Genomic DNA, 16,125 nt, shown 5'->3' with positions numbered 1-16,125 from the left:
CTATTTTATTATTTCCTGTCGCTCATCAGAGGCTAATTTTTGGCGATGACCAACCGGAGAGCAATGACGGGGGAATACGGCATATTGGGGAGCGATCAGTCACAATTCTAGCCAGGTGATGTTATTCATAAGATGCACTCCGGGATGCGGAGTCTCAAATTCTATGGGTACCAAACTGTTTTGGCTGGTTGAGCCGTAGTGGATGAGATTAATGATCGGCGCGTTATTGTGTATGTCTTGGGTATTGAAATAACACGCCTGTTCTTAGGCGCGTTTATATTAAATATGCCGTCTGTATTATGTAGAGATCGATTAATTGAACCCAAGATAAATAATGTATTACGTAACCAAAATAGTGCCGTTGATGGGCGACGTTTTCGGTAATACTGCCGATAGAGTCCCCCTCGAACATGACTGATATCTAGATATCAACATCAGGCAATAAATGACGCAATAAAAAACCTTACTTTGATACGGTAACGCTATTCAGCCTTGCCGGGCAGAGTGTTGTTGTTACCTCACTGATTAAGGATAAAAAATGAAAGAATGGTTCTATGAAAAGAATGGGCAGCGCCATGGTCCGATAATGGAAACGGATATGGCCGTACTGATCGCCCATGGCACGCTGGTTGCGACAACATTAGTCTGGCAGCAAGGGTGGGATGAATGGATCCCCTTAAGTACCACCGTATTATCCGCCTCACTGAGCCAGCGCAAAACGCCCCCCGCGCTGCCGAGCCACAACGTCAGTAATACTGTCATCTGGATATTGGCCTTTGCTCCCCTGATAGGCTTTATGTTGGAGGCTTTCATTGCAGGAGCGACGACGGGGGATGAAGATGCGGCTATGGAGACCTTATTCAGTGGCCAATTCTGGTATATCACTCTTCTTTTAAATATTGCGCTCAGTTACTGGGATGAACGTAATCTGAAAAAAGGAGGGATCGATACCTCAGGCTACGGGAAACTCGCCTGGTTTGTTCCCGTCTATCTCTGGAAACGCGCCCAAGCCCTGACACAAAAGCCTGTATATTTCTGGGTCTGGGTGGTCACCTATATTCTGACACTCCTTACTTTGATAGAAAGTTGAGCCTCTTCGGCCTCAACCATATAACTGACAGCAAGTCTTAGCGGACTAACGTTTATCATCAGTCTGTACTGTTGATATATACATCAATACAGGGTGATTAATACATTAATATTAATCACCATCATAAATCCGCCCTTCCTAAATAGTTCCCTCCTTACGGATTGTCTTCCCTATAATACATCGCACTCAAATTTATAAATACACCGTAATAAGAAAGCAGAGACCTAATACAAGGGATTCTGCTTTTATACCGTTATTGGAAATTAACCAACATCACCCATTCTCACTACAGAGCTACTCTCCCACTGAAGAGCGGTTTTTTGTTTTATGGAGGTTACCGCCCCGATGAAGTCAGCCGGTGCCGGTTAATGTGCGCAGACGGTGACTGACCTGCCTGTTTTGATGCCAATGGCTACGCGCAATCCTGCCCCCAACTGCAGCTGATTTTCACCGATCCCCAGCCAGCACACGACTGATAATTAATCGTACCTAAACGCCTCCCCCCGGTAAGCACTTACTCACTTTTATCACCCCCCACAAACAGGTTCCTCCGGTTTTCCGGTGGGGCCTGTTTTGTTATTAACCGATGATGACACAAGGATTTTCCCCATGAACCAACACCGCAATACCGAAACAAACGAACTCATCGCCACCCGGGTTTCTGATGCGCAACGCATCCATTTCTGGTCAAAGTACTTTGGTCAGGTGCCTAAATGGGTATTGATTGAACCACAGGTTTTTCGTTGGCTGGACCTATTATGCGAAGACTATCACGGCGACTTCTGGGACTTCTACACCTTGCCCAACGGCGGGGCATTTATGGTGCCGGGCACGGAGCAAGACTATGTATTGTTTAACGCACTCAATGGCAATGGGGCCACCGTCAGTCGTGAAGCTGCCGGTATCATCGCCTGCCTGATGGCTTACAGTCACCATGCCTGCCACACCGAGAGTGAGGCCATGACCGACCACTTTTACCGATTGCGCGAATATGCCTTACAACACCCTGAAAGCCAGGCCATTTTTGACTTGATTGACTGATGAACAGGAGTTCCCCCATGCCACATCAGCCTATGCGGGCTTCACTCCCCACCTTGCCTTTTGCCCAGCAACAGATTATCAGCCAGGCACTGGCGATACTGGAAACCCAACTCCGACACCGGCCCTACACCTTGGCCTCACCCGAGGCAGTGAAAGCCTGGCTGCAACTCCATCTTCGCCCTCAGGGCGGGAGTGTTTTATGGTGCTATTTTTGGACAACCGCCACCGCTTGATGGCCAGTGAAACCGTTTCTGTCGGCACCTTTAATGCCACCACAGTGTACCCCCGCGAAGTCGTTATTCGGGCACTGCACCACCGCTGCGCTGCCGTTGTCATCGCCCACAATCATCCGGCCGGAGACCCCACACCGAGCCAGGCTGACCGCACACTGACTGCCCGACTGGTTAATGCGCTGAACATGGTCGACATCCGCGTACTGGACCACCTGATTATCGGTGAGAGCGAGCCGGTTTCGTTAGCCGAGTTGGGGTGGCTGCCATGTTAACGACTATCCAACAAACCCACATCCTGACCCTTCGGGGTCTGCAATGCAGTACCGCACATATCACCGAGGGTGACAATGCGCTGCTGTACCGGATATCCCATTGTCAGGTGGCATTCGGCGATGGCGAATGGATCCATTTTACCGGCACAGGCTATCTGATTCGACTTAATGCCGGGAACCACCCGGTATTGCGACTCAGACAGTTGGGCCTCTCCAAAGCCTGCCGCTGTCTGGTCACCTCATTGATGAAACGTCATGGGCTAACCTACCTACATATTGATGCCATGGGCGATGTGTTGCCCGGTTTCGCCACATTCGACTGGTGATACAAGACTACCCCCAACGACGCGGTAACAGCGCTCGTCGCCTGACTTAATCCCGCATTATCCACATTGAGAACATCTCCATGAAACCACGCCCCACAGCGCAGGGTGCATTGCCCGTGCCTGTTATTTATCAACAACTGCTCGCTTTTCTGCTGGAGCACCACTATGGCCTGAGCCTCAACGATACGCCCTATCACGATGAACAGGCGATTGCACAACAGATTGAACAAGGGATTTCAGTGGGCGATACCATTAATGCATTGGTTGATAAATATGTATTAGTGCGAATTGGTCGTAACGGGTTCAGCGCACTGGCGCAAGACCCGATGTTAAGCAAAGGCGATATCGTGCGGGCTCGCCAGGCTTCGGGCTTGTGGCGTGCTCATTTTCCGCCCACGTTGCTGTACCCAACCGAATCCCTCAATCCTATTCCACAGAGACCGTTAACATGAATAACCACATTACGACTTCCCCAACATGGGGCCTGAAACGTGATATTACGCCGCGGTTGGGAGCCCGACTGGTACAGGAGGGAACACACCTGCACTTTCTGAGTGACAGAGCCAATATTGTCGGCACCTTTTCCCCTCAAGCCGCTCAGGCTCTTGATGTGGCATTCCCAGCGCTGATAACCAAACTGGAGTCGCAGTTGCTGTCCGGTCAGCTTGACCCTCGTCGTCAGCAGTGCCTTACGGTCCGGCACGGGGGATTTGTCTGTGACGCCGATACGCTGGGCAGTCACGGTTATGTCTATATCGCGGTGTATCAGGAACTGTCTTGAACGGCAGACACTGGCACCTAAAACATCCCTCTTCCTCGACGCCAACAACAAGAGTTGGCGTTTTGCTTTTATGGAGTTCTTACGATGTCTACTTCACTCAGCACAGTTATCGACGAGCCACAGGTTCTAACCGGCCACACCGATGTGATTTGCTCCACCAGCATTGAACGTATCATCACCGTGCGTAACACCGCGCTGGTGCAGATTGAAGCGCTTATCCACCAGCTTGAGGATATTTCAGCCATCACCAACAGCATTGGCGGTGGAATTGCAAAGGACTGGGCCATGCGGCAAGACTTCCGTACTGGCTGCTGGTTTATGGAGAAAGCAGAAACAGCCATGAAAGTGATAACCTGCAATCTCGATCGCGGTATCTGGAGGGATTTAATGAAAAAGTCGGGCATGCTTTCCCTCATGGATGCTCAGGCTCGTGACCAGTGGTACAGAAACCTTGAGGGAGATAATATTCCTGCCATCAGCGAAGCCAACATACTCAGTACCTTTGAGCAACTCCACCAGCAGAAGGACGAGGTATTTGAACGCGGGGTTATCAATTTATTCAAAGGATTATCCTGGCACTATAAAACCAACAGTCCATGCCAATTTGGCAAAAAAATAATCATTAGCAACCTAGTCAGTTGCAACCAATGGGGCTTTACCCTGAACCACGGTTACCGGCGAGACCAGTTGGCGGATTTGGAACGAATGCTTTATCTGCTGGATAGTAAACCTATTCCTGACAACCGTGGCGATGTGACAACTCGGCTTTATGCGCATATCAGTGCCAATCCGCATATAGCGAAAGTTTATGAAGACGATTACTTTTCGATAAAATATTTCATGAAGGGATCAGCGCACTTGGTCTTTAAACGATCAGACTTAGTGAATAATATGAATGATATTGTGGCGAAGCACTATCCAGAGATGCTGGCAACTCGCGTGTAAGTATTGCACCTAACATGCTACTGTCATCAAGTCATATCGCTGTTTGGTTACTACAACTTTTCTCCCATACTAGCCTGTGCAAAAGCCACAAAAGTTAGCGAGGGTACAAATGTGGGCACAAAAATAATCGAATTATATAAAATGGTTATATTACATGAAGATAATATCAAAGGGCGATTCCGAGTCCGGCACCACTATTTAAAGAAACCAGCCTAAGGGCTGGTTTTTTGCTTTCTGGGGTTCCGGTAGATATCTGGTCGTCTTGGCCACAGTTACCACCACTCAGCCTCTTCCATCCAGCCTGAACATTCCCCCCTGACGGCACACTTAATCCTCCGGACACGGTGCCGGTACCTGCAGACCCTAAACTGGCATATAGATAGTATCTCTAACATGCTTACTTCTTTGATGGGCTTCATCACCGCCAAACTACGTCCGGTCTCTGTCTGGTCAGAAAAAGGGATTGTGTCACTCATGACGGTGACGAAAAGCACCTGCTATTGATAGACAAACGTTACCCCAATCACCGACTGAACATTACTATCAATAACCACTTCATCAAAGCTTGATGCCATTGCAGTGAGCTTTAATTGTTTAAGTATTTCAATACAGTTATGACATTGCATTTGATATCCCTTTTAATAACGTGTTGTAACGCTGACAACTGGCTTGGGGTGGGAAGCATTTTATAACTGTCATCGCCCCCATTCAGCATAGGGTGGCGGAAACCGTCAAACCGCTTGCCGATGAGCAACTATTTCCCCTTCTCTGATTTGAATAACGTTGAAATCGCCGATCTGGTCTCAAATTCCTGAAAGATAAAAACCTTCAGTAATCAATAAGTGGTGGAGTCGTTGGTGACTCCACTATTGCTTATCCAATCAACCTGCTATGAACCTTGATTAGCTGCCAGGCCACGATTAGCTCGCAAAGTAAAAATGAATTAACAATAAATATGTCTTGGTGTAACATTCAATATGATTGATAATGCTTATCATATTGATATTGGTTATCATTGCCATGATGGTTATATGGATAAACAGTTGAACAAAACCCCTATAAGGAACGACGAGCCTACGACCATACATCCCGCGGGCAGTAAGCCGCTGTCTATCACCAGCGAGCAACTGCTGGGAGAACACAGTGTCGCTTTTATTATCCATCAGGGTGAATGTTATCAGCTACGTCAGACCAAGGCTGGAAAACTGATTCTGACTAAATAACATACCGACAGACCTAAGCTCCTCGGTGTTGTGACGCCGAAAGCTGAAGATATTAATGCAAGCCACCCAGATTTTCTAATCAAGGCAGCCAGCAAGCTATCTATTTGTTTTTGCATATTATTTTGCATAGAGAATATGGAGAATTGCCGACATGCCTCGTTTCACTTCTGACCGTTTCCGTTGGTCCCCACTCAGTTTGGCAATCGCTTGCACACTGCCTTTTGCTGCTCAAGCTGCTGATCCTACATCCACTCAAACCAACAGCAAAAGACATGCCGCCGATCCCATGGTCGTTACCGCGACCGGTAACGAGCGCAGCAGTTTTGAAGCGCCGATGATGGTGACGGTGATTGAAGCCAACACGCCAACCAGTGAAACCGCCACCTCCGCCGCAGACATGCTGCGCAATATTCCGGGGCTGACCGTCACGGGGAGCGGGCGTGTTAACGGGCAAGACGTCACACTACGTGGCTACGGCAAACAAGGCGTCCTTACCTTGGTTGATGGTATTCGCCAAGGGACTGATACCGGCCACCTGAACTCCACTTTCCTCGATCCGGCGCTGGTAAAACGTATTGAAGTGGTGCGTGGCCCATCCGCCTTGCTGTATGGCAGCGGCGCACTGGGCGGGGTAATCTCTTATGAAACTGTCGATGCCGCAGATCTCTTGCAGACGGGCCAAAATACCGGTTATCGAGTTTACAGCTCTGCCGCCACTGGCGATCACAGCTTCGGGCTGGGTGCCAGTGCCTATGGTCGCACCGATGATGTCGATGGTATTCTCTCCTTTGGTACTCGCGATATCGGCAACATTCGTCAGAGTGATGGTTTTAATGCACCGAATGATGAAACCATCAGTAATGTGCTGGCAAAAGGCACCTGGCGCATTGACCAGACTCAGTCATTGAGTACCAATCTGCGCTATTACAACAACAATGCAATAGAGCCAAAAAACCCGCAAACCAGCGCGGCGTCCAGCTCTAACGTCATGACAAATCGCTCGACAATTCAAAAAGATGCTCAGCTTAAATACAACATTAAGCCCCTTGATCAAGAATGGCTGAATGCCACGGCGCAGGTTTACTACTCCGAAGTGGAAATCAATGCGCGGCCACAGGGCACGCCAGAAGAGGGGCGCAAACAAACCACCGAAGGTGGCAAGCTGGAAAACCGCACCCGCCTGTTCACCGATAGCTTCGCCTCACACTTGCTGACTTACGGCACTGAAGCTTACAAACAAGAACAAACGCCGGGTGGCGCGACTGAAAGCTTCCCACAAGCCGATATTCGCTTTGGCTCCGGCTGGCTGCAAGATGAAATCACCCTGCGTGACCTGCCAGTATCCATTTTGGCCGGTACCCGCTATGACAACTATCGCGGTAGCAGTGAAGGCTACGCCGATGTCGATGCCGATAAATGGTCATCACGCGGCGCGCTCACCGTGACACCAACTGACTGGCTGATGCTGTTCGGTTCCTATGCTCAGGCTTTCCGCGCTCCAACTATGGGCGAGATGTACAACGATTCGAAACACTTCTCCATTCCTATCGGTGGCGGAAGATACATCACTAACTTCTGGGTACCGAACCCTAATCTGAAACCAGAAACCAACGAAACTCAAGAATATGGTTTTGGTCTGCGCTTTAGCGACCTGTTGATGGCCGAAGATGACCTGCAATTCAAAGCCAGTTACTTCGACACCGACGCGAAAGATTACATCGATACTAAGGTGGATATGGCCGCCATGACCACCACGTCGGCCAATATCGACAGAGCAAAAATCTGGGGCTGGGATGCCACCATGAGTTACAAAACCGCTTTGTTTAACTGGGATCTGGCCTATAACCGCACCCGAGGTAAAAACCAGAATACCGATAAATGGCTCGAATCCATTAACCCGGATACGGTCACCAGCACCCTAGATGTTCCCGTGGCTAACAGTGGTTTTGCTGTAGGTTGGATTGCCACCTTTGCTGACCGCTCTCAGCCATTAAGCACCGGCAAACGCCAGCCCGGCTATGGCGTTAATGATTTCTATGTCAGCTATAAAGGTCAGGAACAATTTAAAGGCGTGACCACCACGGTGGTGCTGGGTAACGCATTTGAAAAAGAATATTACGCACCGCAAGGCGTGCCGCAGGATGGTCGTAACGCGAAGTTCTTCGTGAGCTACCAGTGGTAATTGATTGAAAAAGTTAGTCTGAAATAACACTTCCGGTAATTCAATTAGCGAATTACCGGTTTATCATTCCTACCTATTACCTGCATATAAAAAATGAATGAGGAAATCATTATGAGCAATTCAATATATGAGCAATATCTACAGGCTAAAGTCGATAATCTTGGCAAATATGCGCGCGATCTCGCCACTCTAATGAATATTTCAGAAGCAGAACTGACCCACAGCCGTGTCGGCCATGATGCCAAACGGCTGAAAGCAGATGCTCGCACGCTGCTGGCTGCATTGGAGGCGGTAGGTGAAGTCAAAGCTATCACCCGCAATACCTATGCCGTGCATGAACAAATGGGCCGTTACGAAAACCAACATCTGAATGGTCACGCCGGTTTGATCCTCAATCCGCGTGATTTAGATTTGCGTCTGTTCCTCAATCAATGGGCTAGTGTATTCACACTGACAGAAGAAACTCGTCATGGTGTGCGCCACAGTATTCAGTTCTTTGACCATCAAGGCGATGCTCTGCATAAAGTGTATGTCACTGAACAGACTGACATTCCTGCTTGGGAAGCGCTACTGGCGAAGTTTATCACCACAGAAAACCCAGAGTTGCAGCTAGAGCCATTGAGCACACCTGAAGTGACTGAACCCACCGCCACTGATGAGACTGTCGATGCCGAATGGCGCGCGATGACTGACGTGCATCAGTTTTTCCAACTGCTCAAGCGCAATAACCTGACCCGCCAGCAAGCATTCCGCGCCGTGGGTGATGACTTGGCTTATCGGGTTGATAACAGCTCACTAACACAACTTTTGAATACTGCTCAACAAGAACAAAACGAAATTATGATTTTCGTGGGTAATCGTGGTTGTGTACAAATTTTCACCGGTATGATTGAGAAAGTCACTCCGCATCAAAATTGGATTAATGTTTTCAACAAGCGCTTCACACTGCATCTGATTGAAGACACCATTGCTGAAAGCTGGATTACCCGCAAACCAACAAAAGACGGTTTTGTCACCAGTTTGGAACTATTTGCTGCAGATGGCACCCAACTTGCACAGCTTTACGGCCAGCGTACTGAAGGGCAACCAGAACAAACCCAATGGCGTGAGCAGATCTCTCGCCTAAATCATAAGGATATTGCCGCATGAGACTAAGGCTACTGTCACTCCCTTTCATTCTGTCACTGAGCGCCTGTTTTCTGCCGTTAAAATCTTTCGCTGCAGAACGTATCGTCACCATTGGCGGCGATGTCACAGAAATCGCCTACGCACTGGGTGCGGGTGGCGAGATAGTGGCCCGTGACAGTACCAGTCTACAGCCTCAGGCAGTGCAAAAGCTGCCTGATGTCGGTTACATGCGCATGCTTAATGCCGAAGGAATTTTGGCGATGAAGCCGACCATGTTATTGGTCAGCGAATTGGCGCAGCCCTCACTGGCACTGAAGCAGGTCGCGGAGAGTGGTGTTAACGTCGTCACCGTCCCCGGCCAAATTACGCCGGAAAGTGTCGCGGCAAAGATTAGCGCGGTTGCCACGGCGCTTCATCAGCCGGAACAAGGGCAAAAACTGATTAAAGACTATCAGCAACGTTTGGCCGCCGTGAGCAATACGCCGCTACCGGTCAAGGTACTGTTTATTATGAGCCATGGCGGCTTAACGCCCATGGCAGCAGGCCAAAATACTGCTGCGGATGCTATGATCCGAGCCGCCGGTGGTAACAATGCTATGCAAGGTTTCAGCCGCTATCGCCCGCTGTCACAAGAGGGCGTTATCGCCAGTGCTCCAGATTTATTGCTGGTCACCAGTGACGGCGTAAGGGCGCTGGGCGGCAATGAAAACATCTGGAAACTGCCCGGTATCGCCTTGACACCTGCGGGCAAAAATAAGCGCCTGTTAGTTGTCGATGATATGGCATTACTGGGCTTTGGACTGGAAACCCCACAAGTGCTGGCGCAACTGCGTAAAGGCATGGAACAAGCGCAATGAATTGCCGTATCCATCCGCGCCTGATGTTAAGCATCTTGCTGATGATTCTAATTATTTTAGCGCTCGGCTCGGCCAATATGGGGGCATTAACGCTCTCATTTCGCACTCTGTGGCACGCCTCGCTAGATGATGCCATGTGGCATATCTGGCTGAATATCCGCCTACCCCGTGTACTGTTGGCGGTGGTGGTCGGCTGCGCGTTGGCGGTTTCTGGCGCTATCATGCAAGGGTTATTCCGCAATCCACTGGCAGACCCCGGTCTATTAGGTATCAGCAGCGGCGCGGCCCTGTGTGTCGGGCTAATTATTGTTATGCCTTTCAGCCTGCCGCCACTATTAGCACTTTACAGTCATATGGTCGGCGCGTTTATTGGCAGTCTGGCCATTTCTGCCATTATTTTCACTCTCAGCCGCTGGGGGCATGGCAACTTATCGCGTTTGCTACTGGCCGGTATCGCGATCAATGCGCTGTGTGGTGCAGCGGTCGGGGTGCTGACTTATATCAGTGATGACCAACAATTACGCCAGTTTTCCCTTTGGAGCATGGGCAGTTTGGGTCAGGCGCAGTGGTCGACATTGATGGTGGCCACATCATTGATTCTGCCCGCCTGTGTGCTGGGTTTATTGCAGGCGCGTCAGTTGAACCTGTTGCAGCTAGGGGATGAAGAAGCGCACTACCTCGGTGTCAATGTGCGACAAGCCAAACTGCGCCTGTTGTTACTCAGTGCCATTTTGATCGGTGCCGCCGTTGCCGTCAGTGGGGTTATTGGCTTTATCGGGTTGGTGGTGCCGCATCTTATCCGCATGCGCATCGGGGCAGATCACCGCTGGTTACTTCCCGGAGCCGCACTGGGTGGGGCTTGCCTGTTACTCACCGCCGATACACTGGCCCGTACTTTGGTCGCACCGGCTGAAATGCCGGTCGGGTTGATAACCAGCCTACTGGGTGGCCCTTATTTTCTGTGGCTGATTTTACGTCAGCGGGAGCAACGCATTGGTTGATATGGCGATGGTTAATACGGCGCTATTAGAAGCAAATCAGCTTTCTTACCATGTTCAGGGACAAAAACTGATTAATAATGTTTCGCTACATATTGCCAGCGGTGAAATGGTGGCGATTATCGGGCCAAACGGTGCGGGGAAATCTACCCTGCTGCGCTTATTAACCGGCTACCTTGCGCCATCTGAGGGCCAGTGCCAATTGCTGGGAAAAAACCTCAATAGCTGGCAGCCCCAAGCATTGGCCCGCGCCCGAGCGGTAATGCGCCAATACAGTGATTTGGCTTTTCCATTCAGTGTCAGTGAAGTCATTCAAATGGGCCGCGCACCTTATGGGGCGGCACACCATCGCCAGGCGCTGCAAGAAGTGATGGCACAAACAGACTGTCTGGCACTGGCGCAGCGGGATTACCGTGCCCTGTCCGGTGGTGAGCAACAGCGGGTACAACTTGCTCGTGTATTGGCGCAATTGTGGCAACCGGAACCGGCCCCGCGTTGGTTGTTCCTCGACGAACCCACCTCCGCATTAGATCTGTATCATCAACAACATACCCTGCGCCTATTGCGCCAACTCACCCACCAAGAACCTTTGGCGGTGTGCTGTGTGCTGCATGATTTGAATCTGGCCGCACTCTATGCCGATCGTATTTTATTGTTAGCGCAGGGCGAACTTGTTGCCAGTGGCACGCCAGAGGAAGTCCTCAATGCCGAAACGCTGACCCGCTGGTATCAAGCCGATTTGGGGATTTCACGCCATCCGGAAAGCGCCCTGCCACAGATTTATTTGCGTCAGTAATAGCCAGCCTAAGGCTGGTTTTGCTTTTCAGCTACCTTAGGCTCTTCCTCCGCCAGTAGTTCATAAATCGCCGTGCCGACTTTTTGCACTGCGCGTTCAATTTCTACCGTCATCGGTTTGCTGTAACTCAGCCGTAAACAATTGCGGTATTTCCCCGAGGCTGAACTGATAAATCCGACGGCAACCTGCACACCTTGCGGTAATAAGCAGCGATTAAGCCGCAAGCTATCAAACCCATGCGGCAATTCAACCCACAACATAAAGCTGCCTTGCGGTCGGCTCAAACAAGTATTCGGCGGAAAATATTTCATCACCCAACTGGTCATAATGTCGCGATTACGTTGATATTGGCGGCGCATCCGGCGCAAATGCTGCATGTAATGGCCTTGTTTGATAAATTCAGCCATTGCCAACTGCGGTAATGTGGCAACCCGTCCGGCGGAAATATATTTCATGTGCAGCGCTTTATCTAAATAGCGGCCCGGAGCAATCCAGCCAATACGCAAACCCGGCGCCACTGTTTTTGAGAAGGAACTGCACAGCAATACTCGCCCGTCATCATCGAATGAAGCAATAGTCGGTGGCCGTGGATATTGATAAGCCAGTGCGCCATACACATCATCTTCAATAATCGCGACGTCATAGCGCTGGGCCAGTATCAATAATGCTTTTTTGCGCTCATCGGGCATATTGTAGCCCAGTGGATTATTGCAAGTCGGGGTGAGCTGAATAGCCTTAATCGGCCATTGATCCAAAGCCATTTCCAGGGCCTCCAGACTGATCCCGACTACCGGATCTGTTGGGATTTCAATCACTTTCATGCCCATCCCTTTCAAGGTTTGCATGGCACCATGAAAGCTAGGGGAATCTACCGCCACAATGTCACCGGGCTGGCAAACCGCGCCTAACGCAATGGCCAGCGCACCGTGGCACCCCGAGGTAATAATGATATTTTCAGCCGATTGATGATTGCCGCTGTCCAGCATCACACGTGCAATTTGCTCACGTAGAATCTGAGTGCCATAAATATTATCGTAATCCAGCACTTCTTCACTCTGATGGAGGCTAACACGGCTCAATAAGCGGCTGAGGATTTTAAGCCCAGGGCCAGAAAGATCTGGCGAGCCAGCCCCCAGATGGATAATGCTCTCTGGATCGCCAGTGGTGAGAAACGCCAACAGATTTCCCCACTGCGATATTTCTACTGGCCGCTGTGCATGAGTGCATACCGCGGGTAATGAAGGGAGATTTGAACTGCAACGCACGAAATAACCCGACTTCGTTCGCGCCTCAATCAGCAAACACTCTTCCAGTTGCCGATACGCCTGCTGTACGGTGCTAATACTCACCCCATGCTCGTCACTCAAGATTCTGACCGAGGGGAGTCGCTCACCGGCGACATAGAGCCCTTCTTTAATCCGTTGGCTCAAAATATCGGCCAGTTGTTGGTAACGAGTCATTGGTTTCACCTGATAAATAAGTAGCAGCCAGTACAGATGGCGCGAAATAACACCATTCAGTTCATATATCGCATATCTGTATGGAAATAATAGTCCTTATTTGCATCTGTAATGTTTTGCGCCAAAGTTTCATGCTAGTGACTCACCTACTGACGGGGAGTCGATAATGAATAATATAATTGAAGATCAAACAGATGGATGCTGCTCGTCAACTGCACGAGCCATCCAAAACCGCCCTAATATTTTTATTCGGTTATGGCTGAAAGCATACAGATATGTACATCAATGGAATGAACAGCGCAAAACTGCCAATCTCATGGCGAGATTGAATTCCGATCAATTAAAAGATATTGGCCTGAGCCGAGAGGATATTAAGCGAGATTACAGCCGCCCGTTTTGGCGCTGAGAAAATAGAATGTCATCATTAGCCCGCAGAAATTGCGGGCTTTATGATGAATATATTGAGCTTGTTAGAAGTCGTAGCCCACTGTTGCTTGTACTGAACGCTCTGCGCCCCAGTAGCAATAAGAAGTGTTGTAACAGGCGGCGACATATTTTTTGTCTGCGATATTATTCACATTCAATTGAACAAATGCGCCTTTCAATGAAGTTGCCCATGTTCCTAAATCCGCACGAACCGAGGCGTCACCCAGTGTATAAGAAGGGACGCGCAAGGTATTGGCATCATCAGCCCACTGCTTGCCAATGTAACGGATGCCCGCACCCACATTGATGCCATAACCCGCTTCATACTGCGCCCACAGTGATGCCATATTGGACGGCGCTAATACTGGTGTATTGCCATCATTACCATCAATTGCATCTTTGAATTTCACTCGGTTATAGGTATAGCCCGCAATCACACTTAGCCGATCATTAATCCGGCTTCTGGCCTCCAGCTCCAGCCCCTGTGAATTCACTTTACCGGCTGGCACATAATAAGCGGCCGGTACTGCGCGGTTTGCCACATCATTTTGGGTCAGGTCATATAAAGCGGCGGAATAGAGTGAAGAGCTGCCCGGCGGCTGATATTTAATCCCCACTTCATACTGCTCGCTGGTCATCGGTTTCAACAGTTTTTGCTGTGCATCTGGGAATAAACTTGGTGTGACCGCTTGGCTGTAACTCACATACGGCGAAATACCACTATCAAAACCATACAATAATGAAGCACGTCCGCTGGCGTGATTATCCGTGCGCTCATCGGTACTGTTGGCAGTCTTATCAATATTTTCTGTTTTCATCCGGTCATAACGGCCAGATAAGTTCAAATGCCAGTTATCCAACGTCATTTCATCTTGCAGATAAACCCCACTCTGTTCATAGCGGCGATTTAAATAGGATGAATTAATGCCGGGAGTGGTCAATAAGTCATCACGATACAAGGTACTGCCGCCAGAAACACCGGTGTAAGGGTTCAATGTGGTGGCATAAGCACTGTCACTGCGCAGATTATTGCGGAACTTCTGGAAATCCAGCCCCAGCATCACCTTGTGTTCCACTGCCGCAGTGGCAAAATCCGCTGCCAGTTGGTTATCTACCGCAAATGCATTGAGTGAAGACTCTTCACCGGAGTAATAGCGGTTCATCACGCTAGGGTCAACTTTACTCCATCCCCCTTGATAAACCTGCTCTAGTTGAGAATTAGAATGGGTATAGCTGGCGTTTTGGTGGAAAGACCAAACATTATCAAATTTATGTGAAAATTCAGTGCTATAGATTTGCTGCCAGCGCTTAAACACGTTGTGATTGCTTTCGCCATCAAAGAAACCACGGCTTAGTTTCCGCCCATAAATGCTGCCATCCGCCGGCACGGCACTGTGATAGCCACCGGAAGGGTCTTTTTGCAAATTGGCGCGCAGTAACAATGAAGTATTTTCATCTGGCTGCCACAATAATGACGGCGCGATCGCATAGCGCTCTTCGCGCTGATGGTCATACATGGTGTCACTGTTGCGGGTTATCCCGGTCAGGCGAAACGCCCAATGCTCGGATATTGCATCGGTATAATCAAATGCCGCAACTTGCGTATTGTTATTACCGCCCGTCAGGCGGAAATGACCTTCCGAGGTAAACTGCGGGCGCTTAGAAGTCATCATCACCACACCGCCGGGAATGCTCTGACCATATAATGCAGAAGAGGGGCCTTTGATAACATCAACACGCTCAAGGAACCACGGGTCAATCTGCAACACGTTAAAACTGCCGCCATCACTGAGTAAACGCAGGCCATCGAGAAAGGTATTATTCACATCGCCGCCATGGAAACCCCGCAAGGCAATAGTGTCATAGCGGGTTGCGCCGCCGGAAAAACCGGTGAAAACACCTGGGGTATAATTCAGCGCCTGGTTCAGCGTGGCAACATTTTGATCATCCATTTGTTGGCGGGTAACTACAGATACCGTTTGTGCGGTAAGAATTAACGGCTGATCGGTTTTAGTTGCCCCCTTAGTGGTTTTTGCGGTGTAACCCAAGGTGGGTAAATCGGCTTCGTGGCCTGCTTTAGCCGTCACTTCTATCGTATCGTCAGCAATAACGGCTAATGGAATAAAAATAGCCAATGAACATAAAATAGCAGAACGCTTTATTATAAAAGCCGAAAACATAGTTATCTTCCCCAGATAAAATAGATGGTTATTTATCAGCTTCCATTGCTATTTTCACCTGGCGAACCCCTTGCCTAGCCGCCACATATCGTGAATCCATAAATGCAGCGCACAATTTATTAAATGAGAGTGCTAATTACAATGATAATTATTATCTTTAATGATTGGTTTAGGTGAGTAATTATCG

At 49.4% G+C, this 16,125-nt stretch carries 15 protein-coding genes and 1 pseudogene; 14 read left to right on the top strand and 2 right to left on the bottom strand.

All coding sequences use genetic code 11. From position 1 onward, the window contains the following. The first annotated feature begins 538 nt into the window (after window positions 1-538). From OVO64_RS18975 to OVO64_RS18910, 13 genes and pseudogenes are all read left to right on the top strand, one after another. On the top strand, window positions 539-1,090 hold the full coding sequence (locus OVO64_RS18975) for a DUF4339 domain-containing protein (protein WP_145509459.1): 552 nt from the start codon (window positions 539-541) through the stop codon (window positions 1,088-1,090). 609 nt (window positions 1,091-1,699) lie between these two features. After that, window positions 1,700-2,131: an antirestriction protein gene (locus OVO64_RS18970; RefSeq protein ID WP_145509460.1), complete on the top strand. Its 432-nt coding sequence runs from the start codon at window positions 1,700-1,702 to the stop codon at window positions 2,129-2,131. Window positions 2,132-2,163: 32 nt separating this feature from the next. Further along, window positions 2,164-2,636: pseudogene (radC, locus tag OVO64_RS18965) on the top strand (RadC family protein). Continuing rightward, window positions 2,630-2,962, top strand: a complete 333-nt coding sequence (locus tag OVO64_RS18960) for a DUF5983 family protein (protein ID WP_050078950.1) — start codon at window positions 2,630-2,632, stop codon at window positions 2,960-2,962. The pseudogene radC and the gene OVO64_RS18960 overlap by 7 nt, the downstream one beginning before the upstream one ends. An 80-nt stretch (window positions 2,963-3,042) precedes the next feature. After that, the gene (locus OVO64_RS18955; RefSeq protein WP_050078949.1) at window positions 3,043-3,414 is read left to right on the top strand and encodes a TA system toxin CbtA family protein; all 372 of its coding nucleotides are present in this window, start codon (window positions 3,043-3,045) and stop codon (window positions 3,412-3,414) included. Further along, the gene (locus tag OVO64_RS18950; protein WP_038251171.1) at window positions 3,411-3,743 is read left to right on the top strand and encodes a type IV toxin-antitoxin system YeeU family antitoxin; all 333 of its coding nucleotides are present in this window, start codon (window positions 3,411-3,413) and stop codon (window positions 3,741-3,743) included. The genes OVO64_RS18955 and OVO64_RS18950 overlap by 4 nt, the downstream gene beginning before the upstream one ends. An 84-nt stretch (window positions 3,744-3,827) precedes the next feature. Then, window positions 3,828-4,688, top strand: a complete 861-nt coding sequence (locus OVO64_RS18945; RefSeq protein WP_050292338.1) for a DUF4942 domain-containing protein — start codon at window positions 3,828-3,830, stop codon at window positions 4,686-4,688. 1,031 nt (window positions 4,689-5,719) lie between these two features. Further along, the gene (hemP, locus tag OVO64_RS18935) at window positions 5,720-5,911 is read left to right on the top strand and encodes a hemin uptake protein HemP (RefSeq protein WP_162472791.1); all 192 of its coding nucleotides are present in this window, start codon (window positions 5,720-5,722) and stop codon (window positions 5,909-5,911) included. Window positions 5,912-6,062: 151 nt separating this feature from the next. After that, window positions 6,063-8,093, top strand: coding sequence for a TonB-dependent hemoglobin/transferrin/lactoferrin family receptor (locus OVO64_RS18930; RefSeq protein WP_050291536.1), 2,031 nt, complete (start codon window positions 6,063-6,065; stop codon window positions 8,091-8,093). A gap of 111 nt (window positions 8,094-8,204) precedes the next feature. Then, window positions 8,205-9,242 (top strand): hemin-degrading factor, encoded by a 1,038-nt coding sequence (locus OVO64_RS18925; RefSeq protein WP_038637019.1) that lies wholly within the window; start codon window positions 8,205-8,207, stop codon window positions 9,240-9,242. Further along, on the top strand, window positions 9,239-10,078 hold the full coding sequence (locus OVO64_RS18920) for a heme/hemin ABC transporter substrate-binding protein (RefSeq protein ID WP_038637021.1): 840 nt from the start codon (window positions 9,239-9,241) through the stop codon (window positions 10,076-10,078). The genes OVO64_RS18925 and OVO64_RS18920 overlap by 4 nt, the downstream gene beginning before the upstream one ends. Then, window positions 10,075-11,079, top strand: a complete 1,005-nt coding sequence (locus OVO64_RS18915; RefSeq protein ID WP_038637022.1) for a FecCD family ABC transporter permease — start codon at window positions 10,075-10,077, stop codon at window positions 11,077-11,079. The genes OVO64_RS18920 and OVO64_RS18915 overlap by 4 nt, the downstream gene beginning before the upstream one ends. Continuing rightward, entirely contained in the window at window positions 11,072-11,872 is an 801-nt protein-coding gene (locus OVO64_RS18910; RefSeq protein ID WP_072089059.1) for a heme ABC transporter ATP-binding protein, read from the top strand. The genes OVO64_RS18915 and OVO64_RS18910 overlap by 8 nt, the downstream gene beginning before the upstream one ends. Before the next feature lie 8 nt (window positions 11,873-11,880). On the opposite strand, the gene OVO64_RS18905 is transcribed toward OVO64_RS18910, so the two are convergent. Then, on the bottom strand, window positions 11,881-13,332 hold the full coding sequence (locus OVO64_RS18905; RefSeq protein ID WP_267248945.1) for a PLP-dependent aminotransferase family protein: 1,452 nt from the start codon (window positions 13,330-13,332) through the stop codon (window positions 11,881-11,883). 166 nt (window positions 13,333-13,498) lie between these two features. Between OVO64_RS18905 and OVO64_RS18900 the strand changes: the two genes are divergently transcribed. Continuing rightward, entirely contained in the window at window positions 13,499-13,738 is a 240-nt protein-coding gene (locus tag OVO64_RS18900; RefSeq protein ID WP_038637025.1) for a DUF1127 domain-containing protein, read from the top strand. 64 nt (window positions 13,739-13,802) lie between these two features. Here OVO64_RS18900 and OVO64_RS18895 read toward each other — a convergent pair whose 3' ends face one another. Beyond that, window positions 13,803-15,938, bottom strand: a complete 2,136-nt coding sequence (locus tag OVO64_RS18895) for a TonB-dependent siderophore receptor (protein ID WP_145509463.1) — start codon at window positions 15,936-15,938, stop codon at window positions 13,803-13,805. Window positions 15,939-16,125: the final 187 nt, after the last annotated feature.

The sequence above is a fragment of the Yersinia sp. Marseille-Q5920 genome, assembly GCF_946902935.1.
GTDB lineage: Bacteria > Pseudomonadota > Gammaproteobacteria > Enterobacterales > Enterobacteriaceae > Yersinia > Yersinia rochesterensis.
This window is presented reverse-complemented; position numbering and strand designations above follow the sequence as displayed.